At 71.6% G+C, this 13,547-nt stretch carries 13 protein-coding genes; 9 read left to right on the top strand and 4 right to left on the bottom strand.

Annotation, left to right across the window (positions count from 1 at the left end):
- Positions 1-3 precede the first annotated feature (3 nt).
- Complete coding sequence (locus tag ABT186_RS08450; protein WP_351232917.1) at positions 4-993, top strand: DUF3048 domain-containing protein; 990 nt, start codon at positions 4-6, stop codon at positions 991-993.
- A gap of 69 nt (positions 994-1,062) precedes the next feature.
- On the opposite strand, the gene ABT186_RS08445 is transcribed toward ABT186_RS08450, so the two are convergent.
- The 3 genes from ABT186_RS08445 to ABT186_RS08435 form a co-directional block, all read right to left on the bottom strand.
- Positions 1,063-1,395, bottom strand: coding sequence for a hypothetical protein (locus ABT186_RS08445; RefSeq protein WP_351232919.1), 333 nt, complete (start codon positions 1,393-1,395; stop codon positions 1,063-1,065).
- Positions 1,396-1,521: 126 nt separating this feature from the next.
- Positions 1,522-2,280 (bottom strand): IclR family transcriptional regulator, encoded by a 759-nt coding sequence (locus ABT186_RS08440; RefSeq protein ID WP_351232921.1) that lies wholly within the window; start codon positions 2,278-2,280, stop codon positions 1,522-1,524.
- A gap of 92 nt (positions 2,281-2,372) precedes the next feature.
- Entirely contained in the window at positions 2,373-2,840 is a 468-nt protein-coding gene (locus ABT186_RS08435; RefSeq protein WP_351232923.1) for a MarR family winged helix-turn-helix transcriptional regulator, read from the bottom strand.
- Positions 2,841-3,049: 209 nt separating this feature from the next.
- Between ABT186_RS08435 and ABT186_RS08430 the strand changes: the two genes are divergently transcribed.
- The 8 genes from ABT186_RS08430 to ABT186_RS08395 all read left to right on the top strand — a co-directional run bounded on the left by ABT186_RS08430 (position 3,050) and on the right by ABT186_RS08395 (position 10,377).
- On the top strand, positions 3,050-3,832 hold the full coding sequence (locus ABT186_RS08430; protein WP_351232925.1) for a CoA transferase subunit A: 783 nt from the start codon (positions 3,050-3,052) through the stop codon (positions 3,830-3,832).
- Positions 3,832-4,476, top strand: a complete 645-nt coding sequence (locus tag ABT186_RS08425; protein ID WP_351232927.1) for a CoA transferase subunit B — start codon at positions 3,832-3,834, stop codon at positions 4,474-4,476. The genes ABT186_RS08430 and ABT186_RS08425 overlap by 1 nt, the downstream gene beginning before the upstream one ends.
- Complete coding sequence (locus ABT186_RS08420; protein ID WP_351232929.1) at positions 4,473-5,675, top strand: thiolase family protein; 1,203 nt, start codon at positions 4,473-4,475, stop codon at positions 5,673-5,675. Before ABT186_RS08425 ends, ABT186_RS08420 begins: the two co-directional genes overlap by 4 nt.
- Before the next feature lie 8 nt (positions 5,676-5,683).
- Positions 5,684-6,457 (top strand): protocatechuate 3,4-dioxygenase subunit beta, encoded by a 774-nt coding sequence (pcaH, locus tag ABT186_RS08415; protein ID WP_351232931.1) that lies wholly within the window; start codon positions 5,684-5,686, stop codon positions 6,455-6,457.
- Between the two features lie 6 nt (positions 6,458-6,463).
- Positions 6,464-7,069, top strand: a complete 606-nt coding sequence (pcaG, locus tag ABT186_RS08410; protein WP_351924190.1) for a protocatechuate 3,4-dioxygenase subunit alpha — start codon at positions 6,464-6,466, stop codon at positions 7,067-7,069.
- Positions 7,066-8,397: a 3-carboxy-cis,cis-muconate cycloisomerase gene (gene pcaB / locus ABT186_RS08405; RefSeq protein ID WP_351924188.1), complete on the top strand. Its 1,332-nt coding sequence runs from the start codon at positions 7,066-7,068 to the stop codon at positions 8,395-8,397. Before pcaG ends, pcaB begins: the two co-directional genes overlap by 4 nt.
- On the top strand, positions 8,394-9,521 hold the full coding sequence (pcaDC, locus tag ABT186_RS08400; protein WP_351237471.1) for a bifunctional 3-oxoadipate enol-lactonase/4-carboxymuconolactone decarboxylase PcaDC: 1,128 nt from the start codon (positions 8,394-8,396) through the stop codon (positions 9,519-9,521). The genes pcaB and pcaDC overlap by 4 nt, the downstream gene beginning before the upstream one ends.
- 64 nt (positions 9,522-9,585) lie before the next feature.
- On the top strand, positions 9,586-10,377 hold the full coding sequence (locus ABT186_RS08395) for an SDR family NAD(P)-dependent oxidoreductase (RefSeq protein WP_351237473.1): 792 nt from the start codon (positions 9,586-9,588) through the stop codon (positions 10,375-10,377).
- 279 nt (positions 10,378-10,656) lie between these two features.
- On the opposite strand, the gene ABT186_RS08390 is transcribed toward ABT186_RS08395, so the two are convergent.
- Positions 10,657-13,338 carry an ATP-binding protein gene (locus ABT186_RS08390; RefSeq protein WP_351924186.1) on the bottom strand — a complete coding sequence of 894 codons (2,682 nt, stop codon included), beginning with the start codon at positions 13,336-13,338 and terminating at the stop codon, positions 10,657-10,659.
- Between the last annotated feature and the right edge of the window lie 209 nt (positions 13,339-13,547).

The following is a 13,547-nucleotide window of genomic DNA, read 5'->3' as shown; positions in this document are numbered from 1 at the left end:
GGCATGCGACGGATTGCACGGAGGCGACGCGGCGTGACGACCGCGGCGTTGCTGGCCGTCGCGATGACGGGATCCCTGGTCGCGGCCTGCAGTTCGGGCGGCGGCGCGCCCCACGACGGGCGGGGCGAGCCGCGGAGTCCGCACCCGCAGGGCAGCGCCCGGACATCCACCGCCCCGGCCGCCGGTCCCGTGCTGGCCGTGAAGATCGACAATGTGCCCGAGGCGCGCCCGCAGACGGGCCTGGACCAGGCGGACATCGTCTACGCGGAGCAGGTCGAGGGCGGTCTCAGCCGGCTGATGGCGGTGTTCGCGACGAAGCTACCGAAGGTGGTCGGGCCGGTGCGCAGTGCCCGCGAGTCGGACCTGGAACTGCTGCGCCAGTTCGACGACCCGACGCTCGCCTTCTCCGGTGCGCAGCACAAGCTCCTGCCGCTCATCGACAAGGCGCCGCTGAACCCCGAGCCACCCGACAAGAACTCCGCCGCCTACTTCCGCGGCGGCGACAAGGCCGCGCCGCACAACCTCTATCTGCGGCCGCAGCGGCTGATGAAGTCCGCACCGGGCACCGCCGCGCTGACGACGGGCTTCCGCTTCGGTGCCGCCCCGGCGGGCGGCACCCCGCAGACCACACGCACCGTCCACTTCCCGGCAGCCCGCTTCACGTTCACCTGGTCCGCCGAGCGGCACCGCTGGCTGGTGGCGATGGACGGGACGCCTACGGTGACGACGGACGGCGCGCGGGTGGCCCCTGCGACGGTGGTGGTGCAGTACGTACAGGTGCGCGCGTCGCGGTTCCATGACGTCCTCGGCAACAATTCGCCGTACTCGCAGACCGTGGGCTCCGGGAAGGCCCAAGTACTGCGTGACGGACGGGTGTTCGACGTCAGCTGGCGGCGGGCGTCCGCGCCGGACGGCACTCGGTTCACGACGGCGGACGGCACACCGATGAACTTCGCGCAGGGGCAGGTGTGGGTCGTCCTGGCCAAGGCCTGAGCCCCGGGGAGGGCCCGGGGGACGGCCGCGCCTCAGCCGCTTGAGGAAGGCACCCCGGACCGCAGGGCGCTACGCCCGGCGACCCAGCCTGCGTTCGAGCGCCGCGCCGGCGTCCTGACGGGCGGCGGCGAGGGCCCGGCGGGCCTCCTCGGCCGAGCCGTGCCCCAGGGCCGCCGCGATCGCCTCCCAGGCCACGCCTCCCTCGAGCAGCGCCTCCACGGCGGCACCGACGGCGATCACCGACTCGCGACGGGCCTGGTCGAGCTCGGTGAGCGTGCGCAGCAGATCCGGTGCCGTCGCGGCGTCCGCGAGTCCGCCCTGCGCCGCATGCCGCGCCTGGTCGGCGATGACCCACCAGTCCGCGGAGGTGTGCGGGGAATGAGTGACGAGGGTCGGGTCCACGGTGGTGCCGCCTTCCTTCCCGGGTACGCATGGGTGGCACTGCGGAGGCTGCCAGTTTAGGGCGTGGATCCGGAGAACGGTTCGCCAGGTCCGCTGAACGGACCAATGTCATGGCCGCGAGTCGGCTCACCCCTCCAGCGGGAGCCCCGCTCGCGCCAGTTCCCGCGCCGCCACGGTCAGTCCGTCCGCGAAGCGCCGTACACGCTCGTCGGTGAACCTGGGACTGGGCCCGCCGAAGGACAGGGCCGCCACCACGGCTCCCCCGCGCCCCCGTACCGGCACGGCCACCGCCGACAGCCCCTCCTCACGCTCGCCATGGCTCGTGGCGTACCCCTGCGCCTGCGCCTCCCCGATCCACGCGTGCAGGGTCTCGAGGTGGGCGATCCCGTACGGCGAGGCCTCAGCGATCCGACGCAGCAAGGCCTCGGGGGCGTCGAGCAGCAGAGCCTTGGCCACGCCCCCCGCCCACAGCGGTAGTTCGTCGCCGACGCGGACGACCTGCCGCAGTGTCTGCGGTCCCTCCTCCTGGGCGATGCAGACGCGGTGGATGTCGCGGCGCACGTACAGATGCGCCGTCTCCCGGTGCTCGGCCGCGAGCTCGCGCAGGATCACCCCCGCCGCGGGCGGCAGCCGCCAGGCCCGTTCGGCGAGACGGGACCAGCGCAGCAGAGCGGGGCCCGCGATGTAACGGCCGTGTTCGTCGACCCAGAGCAGTCCGTTGAGGCGGAGGGTACCCAGCAGGCGCAGCACGGTGGTCTTGGGCAGCCCCGATGCGGAGACGATCTCGCGGATGAACAGCGCGGGGCGACTCTCGTCGAACAGTCCCAGTATGTCGATCGCCCGCTGGACGGTTCTCATGCCCGCGGGTTCGGCCTCGGCAGCCATGGCTGGTCCTCTCGACTCCGGACCGCGCCGCGGCCCTGCTGACGCCCCTGCACCTGCACGGTACTCCGCACAGGTCCGCAGGGCGGACCTCCTCAGGCCTTGGTCGTCGCGAGGGGCACTGCCGGGTTGCGCAGCCCCTCGGCGGCCTCCGAGACGCGCTGGATGAGATCGAAGAAGAGGGTCTGCTCCTCGGCAGAGAGCGGAGCCAGGAAGACCTGGTTCATCCGGGCCGTGCGCACCGTCAGCCTGCGGTGCGTGCGCACACCCTCGTCCGTGAGGCTCAGCAGGAAACGGCGGCCGTCCTGCGGATCGCGGTCCTTGTCGAGAAGCCCCCGACGGCTGAGCCGGCTGATCACCTCGGCGATGGTGGACCGGTCCAGCCCCACACGTTCCCCCACGGTGCGCTGGTCGAGCCCCGGCTCGGCTACGAGCGCGTTCAGGACCGCGAACTGCGGCGAGGTGATCTCCTCGGAGACCATCGTGTTCCACAGCAGGTAGTGCGCCTGTTGCAGCCGGCGGGCCAAGTGCCCGGGGTGGGTGGAGAGGTCCACCGCGGCCATGTGCGCTCCCATGGTCGGTTTGGTTGGTGCACTGAACGATACCCGTGGGAGATCAGGCTGTCTGCGGTCCGGACACTTGAAGAACGGTGTGTACTACCAGGTCTTGACGCTATCGCGCTCCGGTGGCAGCGTGAGGGGGACCTCGCAGAGATACTCAGTGCCCTGATTAATTGAGGGTCGGGACGCTAGGCAGAGATGGGGCTTCACGGATGGACAAGGTGGTCGCCACGGCCCTGGAGGCGGTGGCCGATGTGCCGGACGGTGCGTCGCTGGCGGTGGGCGGGTTCGGGCTGAGTGGTGTGCCGAATGTGCTGATCCAGGCGCTGTACGACCGGCGGGTCGGTGGGCTGTCGGTCGTCTCGAACAACTGCGGGGCGATGGAGTCGGGCCTGGCGGTGCTGCTGGCGGCGGGGCGGATCGCCCGGGTGACCGGTTCCTATATCGGGGCGAACAAGGAGTTCGCCCGGCAGTATCTGGCCGGGGAGCTGGAGGTGGAGATGATTCCGCAGGGCACGCTGGCCGAGCGGCTGCGGGCCGGCGGGGCCGGTATCCCCGCCTTCTACACCCCGGCTGGGGTGGGTACGCAGGTCGCCGAGGGCGGGCTGCCGTGGCGTTACGACGGCTCGGGCGGCGTCGCGCTGGCCTCGCCGCCCAAGGAGGTACGGACCTTCGACGGGGTCGAGTATGTGCTGGAGCGCGGGATCCGTACCGACTTCGCGCTGGTGCGGGCCGCGAAGGGCGACCGGCACGGGAACCTTGTGTTCAACAAGTCCTCCCGCAACTTCAACCCGTTGGCCGCGATGGCCGGGCGCGTCACGATCGCCGAGGTGGAGGAGCTGGTCGAGCCCGGCGGGATCGGCCCGGACGCGGTGCATGTGCCCGGCATCTTCGTGCAGCGGGTGGTCGCGCTCACGCCCGAGCAGGCCGGGGACAAGAAGATCGAGCAGCGGACGGTTTCCGCGCCTGCGGCACGCGGGACGGTGAGCGGCTGATGGCCTGGACACGCGAGGAGATGGCCGCCCGCGCCGCGCGCGAGCTGAAGGACGGGCAGTACGTGAATCTCGGTATCGGGTTGCCGACGCTGATCCCCAACTACCTCCCCGACGATGTCGAGGTGGTGCTGGAGTCGGAGAACGGGATCCTGGGCACCGGCCCCTACCCCCCCGAGGACCAGGTCGACCCGGACCTGATCAACGCCGGGAAAGAGACGGTGACGGTCCTGCCCGGGGCCTCGTTCTTCGACTCGGCGCTGTCCTTCTCGATGATCCGCGGCGGGCACATCGACGTCGCCGTGCTGGGCGCCATGCAGGTCTCCGAGAAGGGCGATCTGGCGAACTGGGCGATCCCGGGGAAGATGATCACGGGGATCGGCGGTGCCATGGACCTGGTGCACGGCGCCCGCACGGTCATCGTCGTCATGACCCACACCGCCAAGGACGGCTCGCCGAAGATCCTCACCGAGTGCGCGCTGCCGCTGACCGGGAAGCGTTGCGTGAACCGGATCATCACCGACCTCGGCGTCCTCGACGTCACCGACGACGGCTTGGTGCTGGTGGAATGCGCACCCGGCGTCACGGCCGAAGAAGTCATCACCAAGACCGACGCGAAGCTGACCGTCGGGGAGGGCCTGCAGTGAAGAACGTCTACATCGTCGAGGCGGTCCGTACGCCGATCGGCCGTTACAACGGTGGCCTGGCCTCCGTGCGTCCGGATGACCTGGCCGCCCATGCCATCCGGGAACTCCTGGCCCGTACTCCGCAGTTGGACCCGGCCCGGATCGAGGACGTGTACGTCGGCAACGCCAACGGCGCGGGCGAGGAGAACCGCAACGTCGGCCGCATGGCCGCGCTGCTGGCCGGGCTGCCCACCAGCGTGCCCGGGGTGACCGTCAACCGGCTGTGCGCCTCCGGTCTGGAGGCCGTCATCCAGGCCGCCCGCGCCATCGCGCTGGGCGACGCCTCCATCGCGCTCGCCGGCGGGGTGGAGTCGATGACCCGCGCCCCCTACGTGCTGCCCAAGAGCGACAGGCCCTTCCCGGCCGGCCACACCGAGCTGTACTCCACCACGCTGGGCTGGCGCATGGTCAACCCGCGCATGGACCCGCAGTGGACCATCCCGCTGGGCGAGTCCGCGGAACTGATCGCCGACAAGCACAAGATCAGCCGTGAGCAGCAGGACGAGTTCGCCCTCGCCTCCCACCACAAGGCCGCCCAGGCCCAGGAACAGGGCCTGTTCGACGCCGAACTCGCCCCCGTCTCGATCCCGCAGCGCAAGGGCGACCCGTACGTGGTCGCCGCCGACGAGAGCGTCCGCCCCGACGCCTCCCTGGCGGCGATGGGCAAGCTCAAGCCGTCCTTCCGCACCGAGGGCGGCACGGTCACCGCGGGCAACGCGTCTCCGTTGAACGACGGCGCCGCGGCGCTGCTGCTGGTCGATGACGAGGGATTGAAGGCCACCGGCCGCGAACCCCTCGCCCGCATCAGGTCGACCGGCGTCTCCGCGATCGACCCGCACTACTTCGGGCTCGCCCCCATCGAAGCCGTCAACCGTGCGCTGGCCAAGGCGGGCAAGGGCTTCGCCGATCTGTCCGTTCTGGAACTCAACGAGGCCTTCGCCGCCCAGGTCCTGGGCTGTCTGGCCGAATGGCCCGAGTTCGACCCGCAGATCCTCAACCCCCAGGGCGGTGCCATCGCCCTCGGGCACCCGCTGGGCGCCTCCGGGGCCAGGCTGGCCGGCACCGTCGCCCACCAGCTCGCCCGCCGCGGATCCGGCACCGGCGTCGCCACCCTGTGCATCGGCGTGGGCCAGGGCCTCGCCCTCGTCCTCGAACGCTAGGAATCCCCATGGCTCTCACTCAGCAGGACATCGACCAGGAGATCGCGGCCGAGCACGCCGCGTACGAGAAGCGGGTCGCCGACGGCGGACCCGTCGAGCACCATCCGCGCCGCGACTACGCCCCGTACCGCTCGTCCGTGCTGCGCCACCCCAAGCAGCCGCCGATCACGATCGACATCTCCAAGGACCCGGAGCTGGTGGAACTCTCCTCCCCGGCCTTCGGTGAGCGGGACATCACCGAGATCGACAACGACCTCACCAGGCACCACCGGGGCGAGCCGATCGGCGAACGGATCACCGTCTCCGGCCGTCTGCTGGACAGCGCCGGGCATCCGGTCCGCGGCCAGCTCGTCGAGATCTGGCAGGCGAACTCGGCCGGCCGGTATGCGCACCAGCGCGAGCAGCACGACGCCCCGCTGGACCCGAACTTCACGGGCGTCGGCCGCACGCTCACGGACGACAGCGGCTTCTACCGCTTCACCACCATCCAGCCGGGCCCGTACCCGTGGCGCAACCACGTCAACGCCTGGCGCCCGGCCCACATCCACTTCTCGCTGTTCGGTACGGCGTTCACCCAGCGGCTTGTGACGCAGATGTACTTCCCGAACGACCCGCTCTTCCCGTACGACCCGATTCTGCAGTCCGTGACGGACGACGCCGCCAGGCAGCGGCTGATCGCGACGTACGACCACAGCCTGTCGGTACCGGAGTTCTCGCTGGGCTACCACTGGGACATCGTGCTGGACGGCCCGAACGCCACCTGGATCGAGGAAGGGCGCTGACCTGCCATGACGAAGATCGACACGAGCAGCCCCGAGAGCGTGCTGCCCACGCCGTCGCACACGGTCGGCCCCTTCTACGGGTACGCGCTGCCGTTCCCGGGCGGCGGTGACATAGCCCCGGTAGGCCACCCGGACACCATCACCCTCCAGGGGTACATCCTCGACGGTGAGGGCAACCCGCTGCCTGACGCCTTCGTGGAGCTGTGGGGGCCGGACCCGGACGGCCGTCTGCCGCAGATGGACGGCTCGATCCGGCGCGACCCGTCGACCGGCGGCTACCTGGGCCGCAACGGCGTGGAGTTCACCGGCTGGGGCCGCATCCAGACGGACGTCAACGGCCACTGGTACGCCCGTACGCTGCGGCCCGGCGCACGTGGGCAGAGCGCCCCCTACATGAGCGTGGCCGTCTTCGCACGCGGTCTGCTCGTACACCTTTTCACCCGGATCTATCTGCCGGGCGACGAGGCGGTGCTCGCCGCCGACCCGCTGCTCGCGCAGCTCGACGACGACCGCCGTGGCACGCTGATCGCAACGGACGAGGGCAATGGGACGTACCGTTTCGACATCCGCCTTCAGGGCGAAGGCGAGACGGTCTTCCTGGAGTTCCAGTGACACCCCAAGACTCCGACACCGGTCTGCTCGCCCCCGGGTGGGCCGGTTCCCCCGCCGCATCGGCGACGAGCGACACCGCGTATCTGCGTGCGCTTCTCGACGCGGAGGCCGCGCTGACCCGAGCCCAGGCCGCGCTGGGACTGGCTCCCATGGCGGCGGCGACGGCGGTGACCTCGGCGGCCGAGTCCGGTCGCTTCGACCCGCGCGACATCGCCGTACGGGCCCGCAGTGGCGGGAACCCGGTGATCCCGCTCGTCGCCGATCTGACGAAGGCGGTCGGCGACGAGCACGGCCCCTACGTCCACCGGGGCGCGACCAGCCAGGACATCATGGACACGGCGATGATGCTGGTCGCCGTTCGGACACTGGACCTGGTCCTGGCCGATCTGGAACGTGGCCGTCGGGCGCTGGCCCGGCTCGCCGCGGACCACCGGGACACGGTCATGCCGGGGCGGACGCTCACCCAGCACGCGGTGCCGACGACCTTCGGGCTGAAGGCGGCGGGCTGGCGGTCGCTGGTGCTGGACGCACGGGATCGGGTGCGGGCCGTACGGGACGGGCTTCCCGCTCAACTGGGCGGTGCGGCCGGAACGTTGGCCGCGTTCACCGCCTACGGCTCGGCCGACCCGCTCGCGCTCCTGGCCGCGTACGCGCATGAGCTGGGGCTTGCCGAACCGGAGTTGCCCTGGCACACCCTGCGCACCCCGATCGGCGATCTCGCGGGCGGCCTCGCTTTCACGGCCGGGGCGCTGGGCAAGATCGCCGCGGATGTCCTGACGCTCTCGCGCACCGAGATCGCAGAGATCGCCGAGGGTACGGGCGGAGGTTCCTCCGCTATGCCGCACAAGGCGAACCCCGTGCGGACGACGCTGATCGCGGCGGCCGCCCGGCGGGCGCCGCAGCTCGCGGCGACGCTCTACGGATCGCTGGCGGCCGAGGACGAACGTCCGTCCGGGGCCTGGCACGCCGAGTGGGAGTCGCTGCGCGACCTGCTGCGTCTGGTGGGCGGCGCCGCGCGCGACACCGCGGAACTGGCCGAAGGGCTCCGGGTGAATGCGGACGCGATGCGTGAACACCTGGGGCTCACCCATGGGTTGATCGTCTCCGAGCGGCTGTCGGCGAAGCTGGCGCCCGTGCTGGGCCGGGCCCGCGCCAAGGAGCTGCTCACCGAGGTCGCCCGGCGTACCCGCACCGAGGGCCGCACCCTCGCCGAACTCCTCGCCGAGGAACCCGAGTTGAAGGACCTCGACCTCGACAGCCTCACCGACCCGACCCATTACACCGGCTCCGCCGGAGCCCTCACCGACCGTGCCCTGGAGCGCTCGTGACCGACAAGCTGCTGCACCACCACGAAGAGGGCCCCGCAACCGCTCCCCCGCTGCTCCTCGGACCCTCGCTGGGGACCTCGTACGCCCTCTGGGACAAGGTCGCGCCCGAGTTGTCCATCACCCACCGGGTCGTCCGCTGGGACCTGCCCGGCCACGGCGGTTCGGCCCCGGACCTCATCGGGCCGGGCGCGACGGTCGCGGACCTTGCCGACCTGGTGCTGGCGCTCGCGGACTCGCTGGGCCTCGACCGGTTCGCATACGCCGGGGTGTCCCTCGGCGGCGCGGTGGGGCTGCACCTCGCCGTGCACCACCCCGAGCGGGTCACGTCGCTGGCCGTCATCTGTTCGTCCGCGCACTTCAACGGCTCGAAGCCGTGGGAGGAGCGGGCCGCGCTGGTCCGCCGGGAGGGGCCGGCGCCGGTCGCGGCGACCGCCGACTCCCGCTGGTTCACATCCGGGTTCACCGTGCCACGCCTCGTCCAGGACCACCGGGACGCGGACCCGGCCGCGTACGCCGCCTGCTGCGACGCGCTCGCCGCGTTCGACATCCGCGACCGTCTGCCGTCGATCACCGCGCGGACGCTGCTGATCGCGGGCCGCGAGGATCCGGCGACGCCGCCGGCGCATCTGCGGGAGATCGCGGACGCGGTGCCCGGCTCCGCGCTGGTCGAGATCCCGGGCGCCTCGCATCTGGCACCCGCGCAGTGTCCGAAGGCCGTCCTGGCGGCGCTGCGGGCGCACTTCTCGGGAACCCCGGAGCGCGGCATGGAGGTGCGCCGCGAAGTCCTGGGTGATGCGCACGTGGACCGGGCCCAGGCGCGCCAATCGCCCTTCACCGCCCGCTTCCAGGACTTCATCTCCCGCTACGCCTGGGGCGAGATCTGGACCGATCCGACCCTGTCCCGCCGCGAGCGGAGCATGATCACGCTGACGGCGCTGGTGGCGCACGGCCACTACGACGAGCTGGCCATGCACGTCCGGGCGGCGCGGCGCAACGGGCTGACGCATGAGGAGATCGGTGCGGTTCTGCTGCAGTCGGCGGTCTACTGCGGTGTGCCGGCGGCGAACTCGGCGTTCGCGGTGGCTCAGCGGGTGCTGGCGGAGGAGGACACGGCCGCAGGGTGACCCTGCCAGTCGTAGCTTCAACAGCACCTCTCACATGCCTCCACCCCGTGCATAGGGTGGAGGCATGTCCACTGTTCTGATCACCGGCACCACCTCCGGTCTGGGCCGGTACATCGCCTTCGAACTGGTCCGCTCCGGACATGTCGTCCTCGCCCATGGGCGCGACAGGGGCCGCACCGAGCGGCTTGTCGCGGAGCTGCGCACCGAGGGCGAGGCCCATGGCTTCGTGGCCGACCTGGCCTCGCTCGCCCAGGTGCGGCGGCTCGGCGAGGAGGTGGCCGCCGCGCATCCCCGGCTGGACGTCCTGATCAACAACGCGGGCGTGGGCGGCGGCCCGCGCGGCTCCGGCCGTGAGGTCAGCGCGGACGAGCACGAACTGCGCCTCGCGGTCAACTACCTTGCGCCGGTCGCCCTCACCCGGGCTCTGCTGCCGGTGCTGCAGGCGAATCCCCCCGCCCGGATCGTCAACGTGGGCTCCGTGGGCCAGGAGCCCCTGGACTTCGCCGACCCCGAGCTGACGCGCGGCTACAGCGGCGTCTCGGCGTACTGCCGCAGCAAGTTCGCCCTGGCGGCGTACACGTTCGCGCTGGCCGAGGAGCTCCAGGGCAGCGGTGTCTCGGTGAACGTCCTGCATCCCGCGACCTACATGGACACCGCGATGGTCCGCGAGGGCGGGATCACTCCGTGGAACACGGTGGCGGACGGCGCGCCCGGCGTCCTGGCACTGGCGACGCAGGATGTGGGCACCGGCGGCTACTTCGACGGCATCCGGCCGTCCCGGGCGCACGAGCAGACGTACGACCGGGAGGTCCAGAAACGCTTGGCGGCGGTCACCGACCAACTGCTCGCGCTTTGACGTCCTCTCCAGCCCAAGGACTGGAGATTCCGGTCCGTACCGCCTCGCGATACCACCTGGGGTTCCTGCTTCACGGGTCCGTGCCGGTCCGTGAGGACCGGTCTTACCAGACCTCCACAGGCCTGACTTCCCGCCCGTCCGGCGGTAGGTCCGACAACTGCCTTGCCGGACAAGGCGATACCGCCATGATTCCGCGACCCTCAGGGCCGCAAGAGCGAGGATGCCCTGCACCTCCTCCCTGAAGGGCGGAGCACTGGGCAAGTATTCGATAGCGAAGTGTCAGCGAAGCCCCCGCCCGTTGTCCAGAACCTCCTGGGCCCGAGCCGCCAGCCCGTCCGCCCCGCACGACCGCGCCAATGTCAGCCCCCGCTTGATCTCGGCCACCGACCGCGTGGCAATCCCGTACTCGATGCGGGCCGCCGCATGCTCGTACGCGCAGGGTGAGGCCTCCAGATACGTGACCGCCTGCGCGTACAGCGTGACGGCGCGCTGGCCCGTCTCCAGGGCGGCGGCGACCCGGAGGGCCTCGCCGATCGCGGTGTCCGTGCCGAAGAGCTCGGCCTTCCGGCGGGCGGTGGCGGCCAGTTCGGCGGCGCGACGCGGATCCTCGGTGGCCAGTGCGCGGGCGAGGTCTCCCGCCCAAGGGGCCAGCACGGTGTTGTGGCCGCGTCCGCCGGACGCCTTCTCGGCGGCCTCCAGTTCGTTGACGCCCTCCTCGGTCCGGCCGACGGCGAGGAGCAGCCGGCCGCGGACGGAACGGGTGTCCGGCAGGACGATCGTGGACGGGTACGGCGGTGCGAAGCCGTACCGCTCGGCGATCGACCAGGCCTCCTCGACGTGCCCACGGGCGAGCAGGGTGTCCACGAGTCCGCACGTCGCGGACCAGTACAGGGGCAGTCCGCGGCCGACGCGCTCCGCGAGGCGCAGCGATGCGCGCAGGGACGTCTCCGCCTCCCTGAGGCGGCCCCGCCTGCGGTGTCCGAGTCCGACGTAGGCGTGCGCGAGGGAAAGGTGGCCGCCGCTCCAGCCGGCGGACTCGTAGGCGCGCAGCCCCTCGGTGAACAGGCTCTCGGCCCGGTCGAGGCGGTCCGTGTAGGCGTATGCGCTGCCCAGCATCAGCAGCAGTTCGATGCCCCACTCGGTGTCGGTCCAGCCGAGTCCGGGGGCGAGGCGGCCGTTGACGAGGGCGCGGTCGCACAGCTCCACGACCTCCTCCGCGTTCTCGCCGTGAGTCATCGCGTCGAAGCCGCGCAGGATGAGCAGGGCCCGCTCGGAATTGTCCCGTCCGGTGCAGGTGCGGGCGAGATCGGCCAGCTCCCGGGAGCGGGCCGGGGAGTCCTCCTCGCCCGCGTGGATGCCTTCCCACATGTAGTGCACGGCCTGCAGGCGCATGCGGGAGGGACCGGGTTCGAGGAGGGCGGCTTCCGCGTCGACGGCGCGAATGGCCTCGTCCAGTTGGTCGTTGTGCACGAGTGCCTGGGAGAGGCGGTAGACGGCATGTACCCGGTCGTCACCCTCCAGACCCGGCATGGCGAGGGCCGACAGCAGGTAGTCGATGGTGGTGGCGGGTGAGGTGAGCAGCGTGGCGCAGCCGAGTTCGTACAGCACATACGGGTGGGCCTCGGGCAGCGGCGGCTCCAGCAGGGCTCGCTCCAGACAGCGGCGGGCCGCCTCGGGGGCGCCGACGGCGAGGTGTTCGCGCGCGGCCTCGCGCATCTGCTCGACGAGTTCCTCGTCGTCGTCCGGGTGCACTTCGAGGAGGTGCCGGGAGGCGGCCGCCGGGCCGAGCCCGGAGTCGGTGACGACCTGCGCGGCGATGCCGTGCATCGCGGTACGCAGTCCGTCCGGGATCGAGCGGTAGACGGCGCTGGCGATCAGCGGGTGGACGAACTCCAGCTCCCCGTCGTCCGCCTGACGGGTGGCCGGGTCGGGCTCGGTGAGGATACGGGCGGCGCAGAGGAGTTCGGCACAGCGCCCCGCCTCGTCGCGACGCATGGTGGCGAGCCGGGCCACCAGGTCCACGGTGATGCCGGTGCCGAGGATGGCGGCGGCCCAGGCGAACCGGGTGGCGTCGATGCCGAGGCCTTCCAGGCGGGCGACGAGGCCGTTGCCGCGGGCCGAGCGGTTCAGGGCGCGCAGCTCGGCGGCCGAGGCCTCGACCGGTTCGAGCTGGCTGTCCTGGACCTTGGCGAGGAGTTCGACGGTCTCGTACGGGTTGCCGCCGGTCACGGCCCACACCTCGCGGCAGAACGGGTCGTCCGCGTGCGCCCCGACCGTGGCCCGGGTGAGTCCGGCCGTCGCCTGGGGTGTGAGCGCGCTCAGCGTGCCGGCCGGGTGGCGGGCCGCCGCGGCGACCGCCTCGAGTAAGCGCGCGCCTTCGTCGGTGGCGTCGCCGGGGCGGCGGGCGACCACGACGAGCACGCGCAGTTCGTCGAGGCGCTCGACGAACGCGGCCAGCCAGTGCAGGGTCTCCTGGTCGGCCCAGTGCGCGTCGTCGATGAGCAGGACGAGGGGCCAATCACGCTTGGCGAGCCGGGTGACGGCCACGACGAGGCCGTCGCACACGCCCTGGGGGTCGGCCTGCCGCTCACCGGGTTCCGTTATACCGAGGGCGGGGCCAGCGACGTCGTACCAGTCGCCCAGGTATTCCCGCGCCTCCTCCGGCATCAGCGAGACGAGCGCGGGCTGGAGCAGCTGGCGTACGACATTGAAGGGGACGGACGTGACGGTCTCGCCGCCGCGTGCCGACCAGACCGTGCAGCCGCGCTTCTCGGCGATACGGCGTGTCTCGGCGAGGAGCGCGGTCTTGCCGATGCCGGCCTCCCCACCGAACACCAGCAGGCGCCCCGATCCCGAGGAGTCGTCGCGCAGGGCGTCGACCGCTTCCGTGACGGCGGCGAGTTCCGCCTGGCGTTCCCACAGGGAAGCCGAGGCGGCCGCGCCGGGCCGTGCCTTCGTCATCCCGGTACCTCCCCAGGTCGCCCAAACGACGTACAGGCATGGAGCCTAGTCGTCCTCGGGCACCGGTGGAGGGAGGTCGGGACACCTGTTGCCGTGATGGGTGACGCGGGGTGTCCCGGGGCGACGCGGCGAGCCGCCGACCAGCCCCGGTGAAAGTAACTGACAGTCAAGCCTCCCGGAAATGTCGCCAATTTTCCAAGATGGTCGCG

This window comes from Streptomyces sp. NPDC001634 (assembly GCF_040298185.1).
Lineage (GTDB): Bacteria > Actinomycetota > Actinomycetes > Streptomycetales > Streptomycetaceae > Streptomyces.
This window is presented reverse-complemented; position numbering and strand designations above follow the sequence as displayed.